Annotated in this window: 1 protein-coding gene; it reads right to left on the bottom strand. The window is 70.6% G+C overall.

From position 1 onward, the window contains the following. Positions 1–27: 27 nt before the first annotated feature. On the bottom strand, positions 28–23,205 hold the full coding sequence (locus tag AC3ET4_RS01830) for a non-ribosomal peptide synthase/polyketide synthase (protein ID WP_431945103.1): 23,178 nt from the start codon (positions 23,203–23,205) through the stop codon (positions 28–30). Positions 23,206–23,251: the final 46 nt, after the last annotated feature.

Here is a 23,251-nt window from a genome sequence, read left to right as displayed (position 1 = left end):
CGCGAGATCGCGCGTGGGCCCCCGACGTCATTGCGAACGTCTCGCCAAGACGGCGGCCAGTGCCGTCGCCACCTGACGCAGGGGCTCGGGCCGGGTCATGTCGTTGTGTGAGGAAGCGACGGGATGGATCTGCAGGCGCCCGGTGAAGTGGGGTGCCCACTGCTGGAGAACCTCTTCTTGCGAGAACCCGCTCTCGGTCGCGGGGAAATGGAGCATGTCGCCGGCGAATCGTCCCGGTGGAGTGCCCCGGACCATCCGCCAGTTGTCCCGGGTGTTCTGCATGACCCCTCGGAGGTGGTCCTCGGTGAGCTCCTCCAAACCGGCGAATTCCTCCCTGATGATCTCCAGCGTCTCGGGCACGGTGAGCGGGTGCTCCCGTGTGTCCAGCGTGCTCCCGAGGGCAAGCAGCAGTTGGAGCATGACGGTGTGGTCGTCGGCATCCTCGTGCGGCGCGTCGATGTCCGGTGGATAGGCGTCCATCATGGCCAGCAGGGCCACCTCCTGCCCGGTCTGCTGGAGCCGTACCGCGACGGCATGCGCGAGGTTGCCGCCCATGGACCAGCCGAGCAGGTGGTAGGGGCCGCTCGGCTGGACGCTCGTGATGTGGTCCACGTACCAGGTGACCAGCGCGTTGAGGTCGGACGGGACAGCCTGCGCTCGGGTGACGCCCGGAGCCTGCAGTCCGTACACGGGCTGGCCGGTGTCCAGGTGCCGCACCAGACCGATGTAGGACAGGCCGAAACCGCTGGCAGGGGGAAGGCAGAACAGCGGCGGCCGGTCGCCGTGCCCGCGTAGCGCGATCACCGGCTGGAAGAGGTCCTCCCCGGTGCCGGTGCCGGTGCCGAGTATCGATGCCAGGCCCGCCACGGTCGGGTTCTGGAACACGCTCATGAGCGACAGATGCGAGCCGGTGGCGTTGCGGATCTCACCCAGCAGCCGCACGGCGAGCAGCGAGTGCCCACCAAGGTCGAAGAAGTTGTCATCCACCCCGACCGCGGGAAGGCCGAGGCCGAGGACGTCGGCGAATATCTCGCGGAGCACGTTCTCGTCGGTGGTTCGCGGTTGCCGGCCCGTGTGCCCGGTGGTGTGGTCCGGTGCCGGCAGTGCCGTGCGGTCGAGCTTGCCGTTCACGGTCAGCGGCAGGGTGTCCAGGACGACGATCGCGGACGGGACCATGTACTCCGGCAACATGGCGGACAGACCCGCACGGAGTTCCGTGAAGTCGACACCGCCGTCCGGACCGCTCGCCGGGACGACGTAGCCGACCAGGTGTTTGTGGCCGGGTTGGTCTTCGCGGACGATGACGGCGGCTTGGCTCACGGCTGGGTGGGTGAGGAGTGCGGTTTCGATCTCGCCGGGTTCGATGCGGAAGCCGCGGATCTTTACCTGGTCGTCGGTGCGGCCGAGGTATTCGAGTTGTCCGTTGGTGTTCCAGCGGGCGAGGTCGCCGGTGCGGTACATGCGTTCGCCGGGTTCGCCGTGGGGGGTGGCGACGAAGCGTTCTGCGGTCAGTGCGGGCCGGTCGTGGTATCCCCGGGCGAGTTGGGTCCCGGCGAGGTAGAGCTCTCCGGCGACGCCGGGCGGTACCGGTTGCAGTGCGGCGTCGAGCACGTAGGCCTGGGTGTTCCAGATGGGGCGGCCGATGGGTACGGCACCGCTGGTGTCGGTATCGGGTTCGCAGGTGTAGGCGGTGACGTCGATGGATGCCTCGGTGGGCCCGTACAGGTTGTGCAGGGGGATGTCGAACGCCTTCGTGAAGTGGTCCCGCAGGTCGGCGGTCAGGGCTTCGCCGCTGGCCATGACGGCGCGCAGGGACGGCGTCGTCCATTGTGCCGTCTCGGCCGCGGTGACGAAGACCTGGAGCATCGAGGGGACGAAGTGGGCGATGGTCACGTGTTCGCGCTGGATGAGCTCGGTCAGGTATTCGGGGTCGCGGTGTCCGCCGGGGCGGGCCATGACGAGGGTGGCGCCTTCGAGCAGGGGCCAGAAGAACTCCCAGACCGATACGTCGAATCCGAACGGTGTCTTCTGTATGACGCGGTCGTGCGGGGTGAGGCGGTAGGCGTCCTGCATCCAGGTGAGCCGGTTGACGACACCGGTGTGGGGGACGGTCACGCCCTTGGGTCGTCCGGTGGAGCCGGAGGTGTAGATGATGTAAGCGGGGTGGGCGGGCAGCAGGGTTGTGGTGTGGTCGGTGTCGGAGAGGTCCGTGCCTGTTGACCTTTTGAGCTGGGTCAGGGTCGTGGGGTCGTCCAGCATCACCCGCGCCACGGCTTCGGGTAGAGCGCTGTCGATGTGGCGGGTGGTGACCGCCAGGGTGGGTTTGGCGTCCCGCAGCACGTAGGCCACCCGCTCGGCCGGGTACTCGGGGTCGACCGGCACGTATGCTGCGCCGGTCTTGAGCACGGCGAGCAGGGTGACGACGAGATCCGGGGAGCGGTCCATCATGACTGCCACCCGCTGCTCGGGACCCGCGCCGCGTGCCACCAGCAGTCGTGCCAGCCGGTTGGCCTGCGCGTTCAGCTCCGCGTAGGAGAGCCGGAGGCCCTCGAACACCACGGCGGTCGCGTCCGGGGTCCGGGCCGCCTGCGACTGGAACAACTCGGGAAGCGTGGCGGGAGGAACCTGGCGGGCAGTGCCGTTCCCCTCGAGGAGGATCCGCTCCCGCTCGACGTTCTCCAGCACCACGACCTGGTTGAGTGCGGTCGACGGTGCCTTCTCCAGCGCGGAAACGATGGCCTCGGCTGCCGTGATCACCATGGAGGCAAGGGCGAGGGGCTCGATCGGTGACACCGTCTGAGCCTTCACGGCAAAGCCCTCACCGGTGTCATCGACGCTGACCGTGACAGGGTAGTTGGTGCGCTCGTGTGCCTGGAGCAGTTCGACTCCGTCCAGCCCGGCGCCGGCGGCGGCAGCCGCGCTGTGGCGGTAGTTGAACAGCGAGGTGAACAGCGGTGTCCGAGCGGGGACCGCACTGGCCTGCTGCGCCACCGTCAAGGGGGCGTGCTCGTGCACCAGCAGCTCCGCGAGCTGCCGCTGCATCCCCCGCACCGCGTCAAGCACGGCCCCGGCGTTCGCATTCACCCGGACGGGAAGGGTGTTCATGAACAATCCCGGCACCCGGTCAGCGCCGGTTCCGGCGTTCATCCGGCCGAACAGCACGGTGCCGAACACCACGTCGTCACGGCCGGAGGTGGCTGACACGACGCGCGCCCACGCGACGTGGAACAGCGTCGCCGGGCTGACACCCAGGTGCCGCGCCTGCTCACGCAGCCTCGCCGCGAGGCCCGAGTCCAGTGGCATGCGCGCCTCGGCCACGTCACGGCCGTCTCCGAGGACGTCCAGCACGCCGTAGGGCGCGGTCGGCTCGCTCACGTCGCCGAGCAGCGCAGCGAAGAACGACTCGTGCTGCCGGGGGGACACTCCCGTGGCGGCCTGGCCGACGAACTCCCGGAAGGGCAGCGGCTCGGGCAGGGCGTCCTGCCGCCCGTCGAGGAAGGCGGCCACCTCGGCCATGACCACGTCCAACGCGGTGTGGTCCTGGATGAGGTGATGGACCTGCAGGACCACCGTCCAGTGGTCCCCACCAGGTTGCCGTGCCACATGGGCGTGCAGCAACGGGCCTCGGGAGAGGTCCATGCGCGGCGGGCACGCGGCGAGGAGCCTGTCCGCCGTGTCCGAGCTGCCATGACCCGTGCCTGCGGGGAGGTCCACCTCCCGCACGGTGAGCAGTGCCTGGCGCGCCACCACCTGGACGGGCTCGCGCAGTCCCTCCCAGACGAAGGAGGTCCGCAGGATGTCATGCCGGTCGACGACCCGTTGCACCGCGGAGAGGAACGCCTCCACCCGTGTCCGGGAGTCGAAGCCCAGCACGATCGGCAGGACGTAGGGGTCGCCGACGTTCCCGTCCTCCATCAGGGAGTGGAAGAAGATGCCCTCCTGCAACGGGGCCAGCGGGTAGATGTCGGCGATGTTGACCGCCCCTCCCGGAACGGCGGCGACGATCCGGTCGATCTCCTCGCGGGTGAGGTCGACCAGCGTCACCATCTCCGGCGTGATCGCCGTGGCGTCGGCAGGGATGCCGTTCGGTGGGACGGCCACCTGCCGGCCCGTCCGCGGGGCGGCCGCTGCCAGTTCCGCCACCGTCGGGTTGACGAACAGCGAGCGGACATCCACGGTGATGCCTCGCTCACGCGCCCTCTCCACCAGTGCCACCGCGAGCAGGGAGTGCCCGCCCAGTTCGAAGAAGTTGTCGTCGACTCCGACGGACGGCAGGTTGAGGACGTCGGCGAAGACCGCGCACAGGAGCTCCTCCTGCACGTTCGCCGGACCCCGGCCGGTGACACTGGCTCCGGCGGCGTAGCTGGGGGCGGGCAGGGCTTTGCGGTCGAGTTTGCGGTTCGCCGTGAGCGGGAGCGCGTCCAGCTCGACGATCGCCGACGGGACCATGTAGTCGGGCAGCAGGGTGGCGACGTGGGCGCGCACCGCGGCGCTGTCCAGGTCCGACGTGGTGGGGACGACATAGCCGACCAGGCGTTTGTCGCCGGGCTGGTCCTCGCGGACGACGACGGCGGCTTGGCTCACGGCTGGGTGGGTGAGGAGCGCGGTTTCGATCTCGCCGGGTTCGATGCGGAAGCCGCGGATCTTGACCTGGTCGTCGGTGCGGCCGAGGTACTGCACTTGCCCGTCGGCGGTCCAGCGGGCGAGGTCGCCGGTGCGGTACATCCGCTCGCCCGCGGTGCCATAGGGGTTGGCGACGAAGCGCTCCGCGGTCAGGCCGGGCCGGTCGAGATATCCCCGGGCCAGCTGCACGCCGGCCAGATACAACTCGCCGGCGACGCCGGGGGGTACCGGTCGCAGAGCGGAGTCAAGCACGTAAGCGCGCATGTTCCACAAGGGTGCGCCGATGGGCGGAGTACCGGACCCGGACAAGGGGGCGCTGGCCAGCGAGGCGACCGTTGCCTCTGTCGGCCCGTAGACATTCAGCATGCGCCGGCCGCGCGCCCACCGCTCCGCGGTCTCCGGCGGGCACACGTCTCCGGCGACGGCCAGAGTCGTCCCCTCCGGGAGACCGCCCGCCGAGGCGAGCAGGGGCAGCGTTGCGGGGGGCAGGGTCACATGCGTGACGCGCTGCCGCGCGGCCAGCCTCGCCAACGGCGCACCGGGGACCATCTGGTCAGCGGGAGCCAGCACCACTGCCGCACCCGCCAGCCACGCCGGCCACATGTCGGCCACCGAGGCGTCGAAACTGGGTGAGGCGAACTGGAGCAGCCGGCTCTCCGGTCCGATCTCGAGGCGCTCGATGTGATCGGCGGCGAGGTTCGGCACACCTCGGTGTGTGACCAGGACACCCTTGGGACTGCCCGTGGAGCCAGAGGTGTAGATGACGTACGCGAGGTTGCCGGTCCGGAGCGGACCGTGACGTTCGGCGTCGATCACGTCGTGGGCGGGGTAGGCCGCCAGGGTGTCCCGCAGCTGCGCATCCTCCAGCGACAGGCACACCAGATCGCTGAGTGCCCGTTCGTCCTGCGCGGCTGCGCCGGTGACGAGGACGGCCGGTCGGGCGTCGGCGAGCACGTAGGCGATCCGATCCGCGGGATGACGGGGATCGATCGGCAGATAGGCGCCACCGGCCTTCATCACCGCCAGGATGGCGACGATGAGGTCGATCGACCGCGGCAGTGCCAGAGCGACGATGTCCTCAGGCCGTACGCCTCGGTCGATGAGGAGGCGTGCGAGTCGGTTGGCACGGGCGTTAAGTGCGGAGTAGGACAGTTCGGTGTCCTCGAACACGACCGCGGTGGCGTCCGGGGCGCGGGCGGCCTGGGCCTGGAACAGCTCGGGAAGGGTCGCGAGGGGAACGTCGCGGGCGGTGTCGTTCCACTCCAGCAGGATGCGGTTCCGCTCGGTGGCGCCGAGCACGTCCATGCGGTTGACCGGCACTGACGGATCGGCGGTCACGGTTTCCAGCACGCGGTTGAATCGTTCGCAGACACGGGCGGCCGTGTCGTGGTCGAAGAGGTCGGTGGCGTAGGTGAGCGCGCCGTGCAGGCCTGCGGGGGTTCCGTCGTGGGTGTGGCGTTCGCGGAGTTGGAGGTCCAGGTCGAATTTGGCGGGACCGTTGCCGGTGGGCAGTGCGTCGACGGTCAGGCCGGGCAGGTCGAGCTGGGCCTGTCCGGTGTTCTGGAGGGTGAGCATGACCTGGAACAGGGGGTGGCGTGCCATGGACCGGGCGGGCGAGAGCTCTTCCACCAGGCGTTCGAACGGGACGTCCTGGTGTGCGTAGGCATGGAGTGCGCGCTCGCGGGTGCGTTGCAGGAGTTGGGTGAAGTCCGGGTTCCCGGACAGGTCGGAGCGCAGGACGAGGGTGTTGACGAAGAAACCGACGAGGTCGTCGAGCGCTTCGTCGGTGCGTCCGGCGACGGGGGTGCCGATAGGGATGTCGTCGCCGGCGCCGAGGCGGTTGAGCAGGACCGCCAGTGCTGCCTGCATCACCATGAACACGGTCACGCCGTGTGCTCGGGCCAGGTTCACGACTGCCTGGTGGACTTCGGCGTCGATGTGGAGGTCGACGGTGCCGCCTCGGTGGGTGGCCAGCGGTGGACGCGGTCGGTCGACCGGTAGTGCCAGTTCCTCCGGCGCCCCGTCCAGTGCCTTACGCCAGTAGGCCAACTGCTCCGACAGCAGGCTGGCGGAATCGGACGCGGCGCCCAGCAGCTCCCGCTGCCACAGGCTGTAGTCGGCGTACTGGACGAGGAGCGGTTTCCAGGCCGGCGCCTGGCCGTTGGCGCGGGCGGTGTAGGCGGTCGACACGTCGTGGGCCAGCGGTCCCAGGGACCAGCCGTCTCCGGCGATGTGGTGCATCACCACGACGAGCAGGTGCTCGTGCCGACTGGTCCGGAACAGTCGTGCTCGTAGAGGGAGTTCGCCTCCAAGGTCGAAGCGGTGCTGCGTTGCTTCGCCCACCAGGCGGGTGAGCTCGGTCTGCGGGAGGCGTCGGGCGTCGAGGACCGTGAGCAGGTCGCCGACGGCGTCGGCACCCACGAGTCGCTGGTGGGGCCGGCCGTCGACCGCGGTGATCACCGTGCGCAGGACCTCGTGCCGACCCACGACGTCGCGCAGCGCGGCGTGCAGGGCATCGGTGTCGAGGGCGCCGGTCAGCCGCAGCGCCATCGGGATGTTGTAGGTCGGGGACGGACCTTCCAACTCGCCCAGGAACCAGAGGCGCTGCTGGGCGAACGACAGCGGCACCAGCTCCGGTCGCTGCGCCGATGCCAGTCGGGGCCGGGACGTGCCGGAGGTGGTCAGCCGGGCGGCGAGGGCGGCGGGGGTGGGGGCCTCGAACAGGGTCCGGATCGGGACTTCCGCGCCGAACGCCGACCGGATGCGGCTGACGAGCCGTGTCGCGAGCAGGGAGTGGCCGCCGCGGTCGAAGAAGTCGTCGTCGACCCCGACCGACGGCACGGCAAGCACGTCGGCGAAGACCGCGCACAGGATCTCCTCCTGGGCGTTCGCCGAACCCCGGCCGCTGGCACCGGCAGCGTAGTCGGGTGCGGGAAGGGCCTTGCGGTCCAGCTTGCGGTTCACCGTCAGCGGGAGCGCGTCCAGTTCGACGACCGCCGCCGGCACCATGTGGTCGGGCAGCAGGGCGGTGACATGGCTGCGGATCGCGGCGGCGTCAACGTCCGGGGTGGTGGGCACGACGTAGGCGGTGAGGCGTTTGTCGCCGGGCTGGTCCTCGCGGACGACGACGGCGGCCTGGGCGACAGCCGGGTGGGAGACCAGGGCGGCTTCGACTTCGCCGGGCTCTATGCGGAAGCCGCGGATCTTGACCTGGTCGTCGGTACGGCCGAGGTATTCCAGTTGCCCGTCGGCGGTCCACCGGGCCAGGTCCCCGGTCCGATACATCCGATCGCCCGCCCTGCTGTACGGGTTGGCGACGAACCGCTCCGCGGTCAGCGCGGGCCGGCCGAGGTATCCCCGGGCCAGACCCGCCCCGGAGACATACAGCTCCCCGGCCACCCCGATCGGAACTGGCCGAAGCGCGACGTCGAGCACGAACACCTGGGTGTCGGCGATCGGCTGCCCGATGTACGGGACCGCGCTGTCGGCGCTCAGCACCCCCATCGTCGTGCAGACCGTCGACTCCGTCGGGCCGTAGGCGTTGACCAGACGCCGCCCCGCCGCCCAGCGGCCGACCAGATCCGGCCGCAGCGACTCGCCGGCGGTCACCAGCGTCGTCACCGTGGGCAGGCTGTCCGGCGCGAGCTCGGCCAGGACGACCGGCGGCAGGGTCACATGAGTCACCCCGCCGGCGGTGATCAGGCGGGTCATCTCAGGCCCGCCCGCCAAGTCCTCCTGAGCCGCCAGGACAAGGCAGGCACCGCTACACAATGTCACCGCGATCTCGGCGAGAGCGGCGTCGAAGCTGGGTGAGGCGAACTGCAGGACGCGGCTCGCGGTGGTGATCGCGAACTTCTCGGCTTGCGCGGTGATCAGGCTCGACAGGCCGTGGTGGGTGACGGTGACGCCCTTGGGACGGCCGGTGGAGCCGGAGGTGTAGATGACGTAAGCGGGGTGGGCGGTGCGCAGGGGAGCGCGTCGTTCGCTGTCCGGCAGGTCCTGGTCGGGGAGGCCGGACAGGGCCTGTCGCAGTCGGGGGTCGTCCAAGGAGAGCTGTGCGACGTCGGCCGCGGTCAGTTTCCCCCGCGCCGCTTCGCTGGTGATGACGAGTGCCGGCCGGCCGTCGGTGAGGAGGTAGGCGATCCGGTCGGCAGGGTACGCGGGATCGATCGGCAGGTAGGCGGCGCCGGCTTTGGCGACGGCCAGGATGGCGACGATGAGGTCGGTGGAGCGGGGGAGTGCCAGGGCGACCAGTTGCTCGGGTCCGGCGCCCTGCTGTACCAGGTGGCGGGCGAGGAGGTTGGCGCGGGCGTTGAGGTCGGCGTAGGAGAGTTCGGTGTCGCCGAACACGACGGCGGTCGCGTCCGGGGTGCGGGTGGCCTGGGTCTCGAACAGCTCGGGCAGCGTCGCCGCAGGCAGGTCGCGGGCGGTGTCGTTCCACTCCACCAGGACACGCCGGCGCTCATCGGCACCCAGCACATCAAGGCGGCCCACCGGAAGGTCCGGGTCGGCCGTTACCGCGTCCAGCAGCTCGACAAGCCGGTCGACGAGCATGTCGACGGTTGGGCGGTCGAAAAGATCGGCGGCGAACGTGACGATTCCGTTCACGCCCTCGGCGCCGCCCTCGGCGTCGAACTCCTCTCCCAGGACGAAGGACAGGTCGAAGACCGGGTTGTCGCCGACGTCGAGTCTCTCGATGTCCAGTCCGGGCAGGTCGAGCGTGGCGGGCGCGACGTTCTGCAACACGAGCATGGTCTGGAAGAGGGGGTGGCGCGCCGAGGACCGGGCGGGGGCGAGGTCCTCCACCAGCCGTTCGAACGGCAGGTCCTGGTGTGCGAGGGCGCCCAGGCTCTCGTCGCGGACGCGGTGGAGCAGGTCGCGGAAGGTGGGGTCGCCGGACAGGTCGGTGCGGATGACCAGGGTGTTGACGAAGAAGCCGACGAGCTGGTCGAGGTTTTCGTCGGTACGTCCGGCGACGGGGGTGCCGATGGGGATGTCGGTGCCCGCGCCGAGGCGGGAGAACAGTGTCGCGAGGGCGGCGTTGAGCACCATGAACATGGTGACGCCTTCGGCGCGCGCCAGGGCGGTCAGCCGCTGGTGCAGGCCGGGGCCGATGTGCAGGCCGGAGGTGTCGCCCCGGTGGGTGGCCGTCCGGGGCCGGGGGCGGTCGGCGGGCAGGGCGAGCTCTTCCGGCAGCCCGGCCAGCCTCTCCCGCCAGTAGGCGAGTTGGGTGTGGTGGAGGCTCGCGGGGTCTTCCGGGTCTCCGAGGAGCTCACGCTGCCACAGGGAGTAGTCGGCGTACTGGACCGGCAGCGGTTCCCACACGGGCGGCCTGCCCTGGGCCCGGGCCGTGTAGGCGGCCGACACGTCCCTTGCCAGAGGGACCAGTGACCACGCGTCGGCGGCGATGTGGTGCACCACGATCACCAGCACGTGCTCCCGCGGGCCCAGCCTGAAGAGCCAGGCGTGCAGCGGGATGTCGGTGCGCAGTTCGAACGCGGAGCGCGACACCCGCGCCATCTCCGCGCGCAGGTCCGCCTCGGATACGTCGATGAGCGGGATGCCGAAGGACACGGACTCCGACGGGAGAACCGACTGCTGCGGCGCGCCGTCGGGGGCCGGGAAAACGGTTCGCAGCACTTCGTGCCGGACGAGGACATCGTGCAGGGCGGCGCGTGTCGCCTCGATGTCCAGGTCTCCGGTCAGCCGCAGGGCCACCGGGATGTTGTAGTTGGCGTTTCCGCCTTCCAGCTCACGCACCAGCCACAGCCGCGTCTGGGCGAAGGACGGCGGCAGGACGTCCGGCCGCGGCCTGGGCGTGACCCGGGGCCGTCCCTCACCCATGTTCCCCAGCCTGGCCGCGAGCCCGGCGACCGTGGGGCTCTCGAACAGGGCCCGAATGGGGACCTCCGCCCCGAGCACCGTGCGGACGCGGCTGACCAGCCGTACGGCGAGCAGTGAGTGGCCGCCGAGGTCGAAGAAGTCGTCGTCCACCCCGACGTGCGGCAGGCCGAGGATGCTCGCGAACACCTGGCACAGGAGTTCTTCCTGGAGAGTCCGTGGTTCCCGGCTTCCCCCGGTCGTCTCGTAGGCGGGCGCGGGGAGGGCACGGCGGTCGAGCTTCCCGTTGGCGTTGAGCGGGAGCGCGTCCAGGACCACGACTGCCGACGGCACCATGTAGTCGGGCAGCAGACCCGCGACGTGGGCGCGGACGGCGGCGCCGTCCACGTCCGTTGCCGGGACGATGTAGCCGATGAGGCGTTTGTCTCCGGGGCGGTCCTCGCGGACGACCACGGCGGCCTGCACGGCCGCGGGGTGGGAGGCGAGGGCGGCCTCGATCTCTCCGGGTTCGATGCGGAAGCCGCGGACCTTGATCTGGTCGTCAGTGCGGCCGAGGTATTCGAGCCGGCCGTCGCTGGTCCAGCGAGCGAGGTCGCCGGTGCGGTACATGCGCTGGCCGGACGGGCCGTAGGGGTTGGCGACGAAGCGCTCGGCGGTGAGGGCGGGGCGGTGGAGGTATCCGCGGGCGAGTTGGGCGCCGGCGACGTACAGCTCGCCGGGGGTGCCGGGGGGAACCGGCCGCAGGGCCGGGTCGAGGACATAGGTTTGGGTGTTCCACATCGGGCGGCCGATGGGCGTGATCCCCTGCCCGGTGTCGCCGGCGGCGATCACGGGGTGGTCGGTGATCCCGACGGTGGTCTCCGTCGGTCCGTAGTGGTTGACGACGGGCACGTCCGGGTGATCACGATGCCACTGCTGGAGTTGCGCCGCGCGCAGGGGTTCTCCGCCGAGCATGAGCTGCCCGGTGGGCGCCCAGTTGCCGGGGAGAGTCTGGAGGAACGCCAGGTGGCTGGGGGTGGCCTTGAGGAAGGTGATCTCGTGGCCGGCGAGGGTGGCGGGGAGCGTTTCGTCCCAGGTGGCGATGTGGAGTCGTCCGCCGCTGGTGAGCGCGCCGTACAGCGCCGTGGCGCCGAGGTCGAAGGCTATGGACGCGTGGAGCAGAGTGCTGCCCCCGAGATGGGGATAGGCGTGCCAGGTGCGGGCGATGTAGTTGACCACGCCCTGGTGGGTGATGGTCACGCCCTTGGGCCGTCCCGTGGAGCCGGAGGTGTGGATGACGTACGCCGGGTGTTCGGGCAGCAGCACGCCGTGCCGCTCGACGTCGTCGAGGTCGCCGTCGGGCAGGTCGTCGAGGACGCCTGCCGTGTGCGGGTCGTCGAGGACGAGCCGGGGGACGTTCCCGTCCGGGTTGACGGCTTCCGTGGTGACCACAAGCTCCGGCCGTGCGTCGGTGAGCAGGTGGGCGATCCGGTCGGCGGGGTGGTCGGGGTCGACGGGGAGGTAGGCGCCGCCTGTTTTCAGTACGGCCAGAATCGTGACGATCAGGTCGGTCGAGCGGGGGAGTGCCAGGGCGATGAGCCGTTCGGGGCCGGCGCCGTGTGTGACCAGGAGGCGGGCGAGCTGGTTGGCGCGTGCGTTGAGATCGGCGTAGGACACCTCGCTGTCCTCGAAAACGACGGCCGTGGCGTCCGGTGTCCGGGCCACCTGCGCCTGGAACAACTCGGGAAGCGTTGACGCCGGCACCTCGTGGGCCGTGTCGTTCCACTCCACGAGGACCTGGCGACGTTCGGCCGGGCTGAGCAGGTCGATGCCGGTGACGGGACGGGCGGCGTCGGCAGCCACGGCCTCGAGGAGCCGGACGAGCCGTTCGATGAGAGTGACGACCGTGGTGTGGTCGAACACATCGGTCGCGTAGGTGATGACGCCGCTCAGGCCGTTCGGCCGGCCGTGGGGGGCGAAGGACTCCTGGAGCTGGACGTCGAGGTCGAACTTGGCGGGCTGGTCGCCGGTCGGCAGCAGGTCCGTGGCGAGTCCCGGCAGGTCGAGGGCGGGCGATGCGGTGTTCTGCAGGCCCAGCATGACCTGGAACAGCGGGTGGCGGGCCATGGACCGGGTGGGGGCGAGGTCTTCCACCAGGCGTTCGAACGGCACGTCTTGGTGGGCGAGGGCGCCCAGGCTCCGATCGCGGACGCGGCGCAGCATCTCCCGGAACGACGGGTTTCCCGACACGTCGGTGCGGATGACCAGGGTGTTCACGAAGAACCCGACAAGCTTGTCCAGATTCTCGTCGGTGCGGCCGGCCACGGACGTACCGATGGGGATGTCCGTGCCCGCGCCGAGACGGGACAGCAGTGTCGCCAGTGCGGCGTTGAGCACCATGAACATGGTGACGCCTTCGGCGCGCGCCAGGGCGCTGAGCCGCTGGTGCAGGTCGGCGGCGATGCGCAGGTGCGCGGTGCCGCCCCGGTGGGTTGCCACGGGGGGCCGTGGGCGGTCAGCCGGCAGGACGAGCTCCTCCGGCAGATCGGCCAGTGCCTCTCGCCAGTAGGCGAGTTGCGCACTGTGCGGGCTTTCGGGGTCGTCGGGGTCTCCCAGGAGGCGGCGCTGCCAGAGGGTGTAGTCGGCGTACTGGACCGGGAGCGGTTCCCAGTCCGGGGCGTCGCCGCCCGACCGTGCTGCGTACGCGGTGGCGACGTCCCGCGCCAGGGGGGCAAGTGACCAGCCGTCACCGGCGATGTGGTGGAGGACCAGGACGAGGACGTGCTCTCGCTGCGTCACCGCGAACAGCCGTGCTCGCAGCGGGATGTGGTGAGCCAGGTCGAAGGGGCGGTGGGACTCGTCGGCCACCGCCTGCTCGAGCTCGCCTTCTGATGCCTCGACCGCGAGCAGCCGGAGGTCGATCGCGTCCGGGCTGAGGATGTGCTGTTCCGGCGTGCCCTCGACACTGGGGAAGACGGTGCGCAGAGCCTCGTGCCGGGCGATGACGTCGGTGAGGGCGGTCCGCAGGGCGTCGTGGTCGAGGTCGCCGGTGAGACGGAGGGCGATGGGGATGTTGTAGAGCCCGGAGGGTCCCTCGAGTTCGTCGAGGAACCACAGGCGTTGCTGGGCGAAGGACAGCGGCACCGTCGCGGGGCGCGGCCCGGCGGTCAGCCTCTGGCCTGCCGTCTCGGATTCGGTCACACGCTGGGCGACTCCGGCGACGGTGGGGGTCTCGAACAGGGCACGGATCGGGATCTCGGCCCCGAGGGTGGTGCGGATGCGGCTGACGAGGCGGGTGGCGAGCAGGGAGTGGCCGCCGAGGTCGAAGAAGTCGTCGTCGACCCCGACGTGGGGGAGGCCGAGGACGTCGGCGAACGCCTGGCTGAGGAGTTGTTCCTGGGGGGTCCGCGGTTCCCGGCCCGGGCTCGTGGCGGTGTAGTCGGGTGCGGGCAACGCCTTCCGGTCCAGCTTGCCGTTCATCGTGAGGGGGAGGGCGTCCAGGACGACCACCGCTGAGGGCACCATGTAGTCGGGAAGCAGACGGGACAGGTACTCCCGGACCGCCCCGCCGCCGAGGTCGGCGCCGTCCGGGTTGTCGCCCGGGACGATGTAGCCGACGAGGCGCTTGTCTCCGGGATGATCCTCGCGGACGACCACGGTGGCCTGGGCGACGGCGGCGTGGGAGGCCAGAGCGGTCTCGATCTCGGCGGGCTCGATGCGGAAGCCGCGGACCTTGACCTGGTCGTCGGTACGGCCGAGATACTCGAGTCGTCCGTCAGCGGTCCACCGGACCAGGTCTCCGGTGCGGTACATCCGCTCGCCCGGCCCATCGAAGGGGCTGGCGACGAACCGTTCCGCGGTCAGCGCCGGCCGGTTGACATATCCAAGGGCCAATCCGGCCCCCGACACATACAATTCTCCGGCCACCCCCGGCGGCACCGGCTTCAGAGCGTTGTCCAGGACGTACAGCCGGTCGCCGGAGACGGCTCTGCCGATCGGCACGGAACCGTCCTCGACCCGCTCCACCAATTGCCAGGTCGCGAACGTCGTCGTCTCCGTCGGCCCGTACACGTGCAGCAGGTGCTCCGGCGCGGCGAGCTCCAGGACCCGCCGCACGCTCAAGGGGTCGACTGCCTCGCCGCCGAACAGCAGGTGCCGCAGGCGTCCGAGCCCCTCGTGCGGCTCCGCCGCCAGGCGGTTGAACAGCGCGGTGGTGACGAACATGGTGGTGATCCCGCTGCGCTCGATCTGCGCGGCGAGCTGTTCGGGCGACAGCAGCGCATTCCGGTCGACGCCCACCAGCCTGGCGCCGTTGGCCAGCGCACCCCAGATCTCGAAGGTGGCCGCGTCGAACGACACCGACGACGCCTGAGCGACCACGTCGTCAGTGCCCAACGAGACGTAGTTCGCCTGCCGAACGAGACGGACGACCGCCTGCTGCGGTACGACCACCCCCTTGGGACGCCCCGTCGACCCGGAGGTGTAGATCACGTACGCGGGGTGGGTGGCCGGCAGGCTCCCGCCCCGGTCGGTGTCCGAAAGGTCCTCCCGACAGAGGTCCTCCAACTCGGCGGTCGTGGCGGGATCGTCCACCACGAGGCGCTCCCCGCGGATGTCCGCGCGGACGTGGGCCTGTTGCGTGACCAGGAGGGCAGGCTGGGCGTCCGCCAGCATGAAGGCGATCCGGTCAGCCGGATAGGTCGGGTCGATCGGCACGTACGCCGCCCCGGCCTTGACTGTCGCCAGCACTGCCACCACAAGATCAGCCGAGCGGTCCATCATCACCGCCACCCGGTCCCGCGGCCTGACGCCGCGGTAGCCCATGAGCCGCGCCAGGCGGTTCGCCCGCGTGTTCAGTTCCGCGTAGGACAACGCGACGTCGCCGAACTCGACCGCCATGGCGTCCTGCCTGAGGGCCACCTGGGCCTCGAACAACTCCGCCAGCGTGGCCTGCGGCACATCCCGGCCGGTGTCGTTCCACGCGACGAGTACCTGTCGGCGTTCGGTTTCGCTGAGGAGATCGATGCCGGTGACCGGAAGTGCCGGGTCCGTGGTCACGGCGTCGAGGACTCGTATGAGCCGATGGATGAAGGTGTCCACGGTGGTGCGGTCGTACAGGTCGGCCGCGTAGGTGACGGTGCCGGTCAGGCCTGCCGGGAGGCCGCCGGCGTGGGTCTCGCGGAGCTGGACGTCGAGGTCGAACTTGGCGGACTGGTCCCCGTTGGGCAGGAGGCGGCTGCTCAGGCCGGGCAGGCCGAGTGCCGGCTCGGTGGTGTTCTGCAGGGCGAGCATGACCTGGAACAGCGGGTGGCGGGCCATGGAGCGGGCGGGGGCGAGGTCTTCCACCAGGCGTTCGAACGGTACGTCCTGGTGGGCGAGGGCGCCCAGGCTCCGCTCGCGGACGCGCCGAAGCACCTCCCGGAATGAGAGCGCGCCCGATACGTCGGTGCGGATCACCAGGGTGTTGACGAAGAACCCGACGAGGTCGTTCAGACTCTCATCGGTACGTCCGGCGACCGGGGTGCCGATGGGGATGTCGGTACCCGCCCCCAAGCGGGAGAGCAGTGTCGCCAGTGCGGCGTTGAGCACCATGAACATGGTGACGCCCTCGGCGTGGGCCAGCGCGGTCAGCCGCGCGTGCAGGTTCGCGTCGACGCTGATGTCGGCCGTGGCCCCGCGGTGGGACGCCACCGTCGGCCGGGGACGGTCGGCGGGCAGGGCGAGTTCTTCCGGCAGACCGGCGAGCGTCTCACGCCAGTAGGTCAGCTGCGTGCCGTGGAGGCTCCCGGAGTCGTCCTCGTCCCCGAGGAGCTCACGCTGCCAGAGTGTGTAGTCGGCGTACTGGGCCGGGAGGGGTTCCCAGGCGGGAATCCGGTGGTCCACCCGGGCGGTGTAGGCGGTGGAGATGTCCCGTGCCAGCGGTGCGAGCGACCACCCGTCGCCGGCGATGTGGTGGAGGATCACGACCAGGACGTGGTCCTGCGGCGTGACCGCGAACAGCCGTGCCCGTAGGGGGATGTCGCGGCCGAGGTCGAAGCCGCGTGCGGCCTCCTCCCTGACGGCCCGGACGATGTCACCTTCGGGAACGTCGATCACGGGCAGTTGGAACCGGTGGTCGATCGCCTCCGGGCCGAGGATGCGCTGGCTGGGCGAGCCGTCGACGCTCGGGAAGACGGTGCGGAGGACTTCGTGCCGGGTGATGACGTCGTGGATGGCGGTGCGGAGGGCCTCGGGGCGGAGGTCGCCGGTGAGCCGGAGGGCTATGGGGATGTTGTACAGGCCGGAGGGTCCGTCGAGCTCACCGAGGAACCACAGCCGTTGCTGGGCGAATGACAGGGGGACGACCTGGGGGCGCGGTCCGGTGGTCAGCCCCCGGCGCGCCGTCCCGGCATCGGTCAGACGGCCCGCGAGTCCGGCGGCGGTGGGCGTTTCGAACAGGGCCCGGATCGGGAGTTCCAGGCCAAGGGTGGTGCGGATGCGGCTGACAAGGCGCGTGGCCAGCAGGGAGTGGCCGCCGAGGTCGAAGAAGTTGTCGTCCACCCCGACGTCCTTCAGGCCGAGGACGTCGGCGAACATCTGGCACAGGAGCTGTTCCTGCGGGGTTCGCGGCTCCCGGATCGCCTCGGTTGTCCCGTACGCGAGCGCGGGAAGGGCCTTGCGGTCGAGCTTGCCGTTCAGGCTCAGCGGGAGCGCGTCCAGGACGACCACGGCCGAGGGCGCCATGTGGTCGGGCAGCAGGTCGGTGACATGGCTGCGGATCGCGGCGGCGTCCACGTCCGGGGTGGTGGGCACGACGTAGGCGGTGAGGCGTTTGTCGCCGGGGCGGTCCTCGCGGACGATGACGGCGGCCTGGGTGACGGCCGGGTGGGAGGCCAGGGCGGCTTCGACTTCGCCGGGTTCGATGCGGAAGCCGCGGATCTTGACCTGGTCGTCGGTGCGGCCGAGGTATTCCAGTTGCCCGTCGGCGCTCCAGCGGGCCAGGTCCCCGGTGCGGTACATGCGGTCGCCCGGCCCGCCGTGGGGGTTGGCGACGAAGCGCTCGGCGGTGAGGCCGGGGCGGTTCAGGTAACCGCGGGCCAGCCCGGCGCCGGAGATGTACAGCTCCCCGGCCACGCCGACCGGCGCCGGCCGAAGTGCCGCGTCCAGCACGAACACCCGGGTGTTGGCGATGGGGGCGCCGATGGCGGCGCCAGTGTGAGGAGCGAGCCGGGCGGTTGTGGCGCAGACGGTGGTTTCGGTGGGGCCGTAGGCGTTGACGAAGTTGCGGTCGGCCGCCCAGGGGGTGACCTGGTGGGCCGGGAGGGCTTCGCCTGCGGTAATGAGGGTGGTGAGGTGGGGGAGCTCGTGGGGGGTGAGGTGGGGGAGGGCCGCAGGGGGGAGGGTGGCGTGGGTGACGTTCTGGTGGGCGACCAGGCGGGTCAGTGCCGGGCCGGGGAGGAGGTCCTCTCGAGCGGCGGTGACGAGGGTGGCGCCGGTGCACAAGGTGACGGCGATCTCGGCGAGGGCGGCGTCGAAGCTGGGTGAGGCGAATTGCAGGACGCGGCTGGCAGGCGTGATGGTGAATGCCTCGGCCTGTGCGGTGATCAGGCTCGACAGGCCGTGGTGGGTGACAGTGACGCCCTTGGGGCGGCCGGTCGACCCGGAGGTGTAGATGACGTAGGCGGGGTGGGTGGTCAGGAGAGGGCAGAGTCGCTCGGCGTCCTGCAGGTCGTGGTCGGGGAGGACCGACAGTGCTTGTCGCAGCTGGGGAACGTCCAGGGACAGCTGTGCGACGTCGCCGCTTGTGGCCAGTTGTCGCGTTGCTCCGTCGGCGATGAGGAGCGCGGGCCGGGCGTCGGTGAGCAGGTACGCGATCCGGTCGGCGGGGTAGGCGGGGTCGATCGGCAGGTAGGCGCCGCCGGCTTTCGTCACGGCCAGGATGGCGACGACGAGGTCGATCGAGCGGGGGAGTGCCACGGCGACCAGTCGTTCGGGTCCGACACCGTGCTCGACGAGGTGGCGGGCGAGCTGGTTGGCGCGGCCGTTGAGCTCGGCGTAGGACAGTTCGGTGTCACCGAACACCACCGCTGTCGCGCTGGGCGTGCGGGCGACCTGGGCCTGGAACAGCTCGGGCAGCGTCGTCGCCGGCACGTCCCGCGCCGTGTCGTTCCACTCGACCAGGACACGCCGGCGCTCGTCGGCCGTCAGCACCGGGATGTCGCCGAGCGGCGCATCCGGTGCGGTCTCCAGCGCCGCGACCACCCCTTCGCCGACTGTCTCCATCATGGCGCACAGGACGTCGGGCGACCCGGGTGCGACGACCTGGGCCGTGAGGACGAACTCGTCGCCGGTGTCGTTGACGATCATTCCCACGGGGTAGTTCGTGCGCTCCTGGGTGAAAAGCACCTCCACGCCCGGAAGCCCGGCACGTGCCTGTGCGGAGTCCTTCCTGCTGTGACGGTAGTTCAGGAGCGAGGTGAACAGCGGGGCTTCCCCGGGTATCCCGCTCATCCGCTGTGCCGACGCGAGCGGTGCGTGCTCGTGCAGCAACAACTCGGCAAGCTGGGCCTGTACGGCGCGCACGACGTCGCGTGTGCTGGAGCCGCGGGTGCTGACACGGACCGGGAGGGTGTTGATGAACAGACCCACGACCCGTTCGGCCCCCGTGCCGATCCGGCCGAACAGGATCGTCCCGAAGACCACGTCGTCGCGGCCCGAGGTCGCGGCCAGCACGCGGGACCATATGACGTGGAACAACGTCGCGGGGCTCACCCCGAGGCGACGTGCCTGCTCACGGAGCCTCCCGGACAGTCGCGGATCCATAGGGGCGGTGTACTCGGCGGCTCCCGTGCCGTCCCCGTGGACGTCCACCAGCCCGAACGGGGTGGTCGGCTCCGTGACGTCGCCGAGCAGGCGACCGAAGTACGTCTCGTGCTCCTGCCGGGACACCTGAGCCCGTGCCTGCGCGACGACGTCGCGGTACGGCGACGGCGCGGGCAGTTCGTCGTCGCGTCCGTCGATGAACGCGTACACCTCGCTCAGAATGACGTCCAGCGCGGTGTGGTCCTGGATCAGGTGGTGGACCTGCACCAGCGCGAGCCATTGGTCGCTGCCGGGCTGCATGGCCACGTGCATACGGAGCAGAGGACCACGGCTGACGGTCATCGACGAGGGGCACACCGCCAGCAGCCGGGCGACCAGTTCGTGGTCGCCCGCCGGAACGTCGGCGTCACCGGTCAGCACGACCTCCCGCACCGGCAGCACTGCGCGCCGGAGCACCACCTGCACCGGCTCGGGCAGCCCTTCCCAGAGCACCGCGGTCCTCAAGTTGTCGTGCCGGTCCACCACTTTCTGCAGGGCGGTCACGAACGCGTCGAGTCTCTCGCGGGAAGCGAAGCGAAGGACGGTGGGCAGCACGTACACGTCATCCGTGGCCTCGCCGCCCATGAGGTGGTGGAAGAGGATGCCTTCCTGGAGTGGAGCGAGCGGGTACACGTCCGCCACGTTCGCGGCGCCGCCGGGGACGCGAGCGGTGATCTCCGCGATGTGCCCCGTGTCGAGGTCGACCAGGGGAAGCATGTCCGGCGTGAGCACCCGCGCACCGGCCGGGATGCGGTTCGGGGGAACCTGCACCTCGGCTCGGCCGGTGGTCGCCGCGAGACCGGCCACGGTAGGCGTGGTGAACAGGGACCGCACATCGACCGACAGGCCGCGCGCGCGCAGCCGTTCCACCAGCGTCACCGCCAGCAGCGAGTGCCCCCCGAGGTCGAAGAAATTCTCGTCCACCCCGACGCGCGGCAGGCCGAGGATCTCGGCGAAGGCGTCGCACAGGATCTCCTCGCGGGCGGTGCGCGGCCCTCGGCCGGTGTGTCCCGTGCTGTAGCCGGGCGCGGGCAGGGCGGCCCGGTCGAGCTTGCCGTTCACCGTCACGGGCAGGGCGTCCAGGACGACCACGGCCGAGGGCACCATGTGGTCGGGCAGCAGGCCGGCGACGTGGTTGCGGACGTGGGTGCCGTCGGTGCCGGTCTTCGGGACGACGTAGCCGATGAGGCGTTTGTCGCCGGGCTGGTCCTCGCGGACGGTGACGGCGGCCTGGGCGACGGCCGGGTGGGAGGTGAGGGCGGCTTCGATCTCGCCGGGTTCGATGCGGAAGCCGCGGATCTTGACCTGGTCGTCGGTCCGGCCGAGGTACTCCAGCTGTCCGTCGGTGGTCCAGCGGACGAGGTCGCCCGTGCGGTACATGCGTTCGCCGAGCCGGCCGTGGGGGTTGGCGACGAAGCGTTCGGCGGTGAGGCCGGGGCGTTCGAGGTAGCCGCGGGCCAGTTGGACGCCGGCGAGGTAGAGCTCGCCGGGGACGCCGGGGGGAACGGGGCGCAAAGAGGAGTCGAGGACGTAGGCGTGGCTGTTCCACACGGGTCGGCCGATGGGGACGGTCGAGTCGTCACCTGTGAGATGCGAGGCGTGGGTGACGTCGATGGAGGCTTCGGTGGGGCCGTAGAGGTTGTGCAGCGGGGTGTTCAGCGTGCGCAGAAACCGGTCGCGGAGTTCGGGGGTGAGGGCTTCGCCGCTGCAGAGGACGGCGCGCAACGTGGTGCAGCGGGAGGCCGAGGGCTCGGTGAGGAAGGCCTTCAGCATGGAGGGAACGAAATGGCTGACGGTGACCTGCCGCGTCTGGATCAGAGCGGCCAGGTAGGCGGGGTCGCGGTGTCCCCCGGGGCGGGCCACGACCAGGACGGCGCCCTGGAGGAGGGGCCAGAAGAACTCCCAGACCGACACGTCGAATCCGAACGGGGTCTTCTGCAGTACCCGATCCGAGGCTCCGATCGGGTACTGGTGCTGCATCCACTTCAGGCGGTTGACCACCCCCTGATGCGGTACGGCGACCCCCTTGGGCCGTCCGGTCGAGCCGGAGGTGTAGATGACGTACGCCGGGTGCGCGGGCAGCAGCGCACCGTGGCGGTCACGGTCGTCGAGGTCGGTCGAGGACAGGCCGTCGAGGGCGAACGCCGTGGCGGCGGCGTCGAGGACGAGGTGCCGCACCGTGTCACCGGCGGGCAGACGCGGCTGGAGAGCGCTGGTGGTGACGACGAGGGCGGGCCGGGCGTCGGAGAGCAGGTACGCGATCCGGTCGGCGGGGTGGTCGGGGTCGATGGGGAGGTAGGCGCCGCCGGCCTTCATCACCGCCAGGAGGGTGACGACCAGATCGGCGGAGCGCTCGAGATGCACTCCGACGAGGGATTCCGGGCCGACGCCGTGGTCGGCCAGGTGGCGGGCGAGCCGGTTGGCGCGGGCGTTGAGGTCGGCGTAGGAGATCTCGACACCCTCGGACATCACCGCCGTCGCGGCGGGGGCGTGAAGCACCTGCGCCTCGAACAGTGCGGGCAGTGTTGCCGCGGGGACGTCGTGCGCGGTGTCGTTCCATTCGACCACGACCTGCCGGCGTTCGGCCGGGCTGAGCAGGTCGATGGCGTCGACGGGCTGTGCCGGGTCGTCGGTCACGGCGTCCAGTGCCCGGACGAACCGCTCGGCCAGCGTCCGTACGGTGGCGTGGTCGAACAGGTCCGCCGCGTAACCGATGCCACCCATGAGACCGGTCGGGGCGCCGCCGGGGCCGAAGGTTTCCCTGATGGAAACGGCGAGGTCGGCCCTGGCCGGCGCCTCCCTGCTCGCCAGCACGGTCACATCGAGGCCGGGCAGCGTGAGGGCCGGCTCGACGTTGTCCTGCAACGCCAGCATGACCTGGAACAACGGCTGACGGGCCAGCGACCGAGCGGGCGCGAGGTCCTCGACCAGCCGCTCGAAGGGCAGTTCCTGGTGGGTGAGCGCGTCCAGATTCCGCTCGTGCACCCGGGCCAGCACCTCGCGGAAGGAGGGGCGTCCCGACAGGTCGGCGCGCACCACCAGGGTGTTCACGAAGAAGCCGACGAGGTCGCTCAACGCGACTTCGGTACGCCCGGCTACCGGAGTGCCGATGGGGATGTCGGTGCCGGCGCCGAGACGGGAGAGCGTGGTGGCGAGCGCGGCATGGAGCACCGCGAACATGGTGACGCCCTCGGCCCGGGCAAGGGCGGCAAGCCGCCGATGCAGCTCGGCGGGGATGCCGAGGTCGGCGCTGCCGTTGCGGTGGCTCGGCGCGGCCGGACGCGGCCGGTCGAACGGCAGGGGCAGTTCCTCCGGCAGGTCGGCCAGAGCCTCCCGCCAGTACGACAGTTCCTGTTCAAGGAAGCTCGCCGGGTCGTCCTCGCCCCCGAGGAGTTCACGTTGCCAGAGCGCGTAGTCGGCGTACTGGATCGGCAGAGGTTCCCAGGTGGGGGCATGGCCGCCCGACCGGGCGGTGTAGGCGGTGGAGACGTCCCGCGCCAAGGGCGCCAGGGACCAGCCGTCACTCGCGATGTGATGGGTCACCAGGACCAGTACGTGGTCCCGTGGCGCCACCGCGAGAAGACATGCCCGCAAGGGGATCTCGCGGGAGAGGTCGAACGGGCGGGCGGATTCCTCGGCCACCACCCGCGCGATCTCGTCTTCCGCCACATCGATCACCGGTAGCCGCAGGCCCGCGTCGTGGGGGGAGAGAATCCGCTGCTCGGGGACGCCGTCAACCGTCGCGATCAGTGTACGGAGCGCCTCGTGCCGCTCGATCAGGTCCGCCAGTGCCGTGCGCAGGGCCTCCTGGTTCAGGTCACCGGTGAGCCGCAGAGTGATCGGGATGTTGTACATCCCGTTGGGTCCCTGCAGTTCACCGAGGAACCACAACCGCTGCTGGGCGAAGGACAGAGGAATCATCGGAGTGCTCTCTACGACAGATGACGGACTGAACAGGTGAGGTGCG

This window comes from Actinacidiphila sp. bgisy167 (assembly GCF_057707665.1).
The sequence above is the reverse complement of the archived record's forward strand: the minus strand, read 5'-3'. Positions and strand labels throughout refer to the sequence as shown.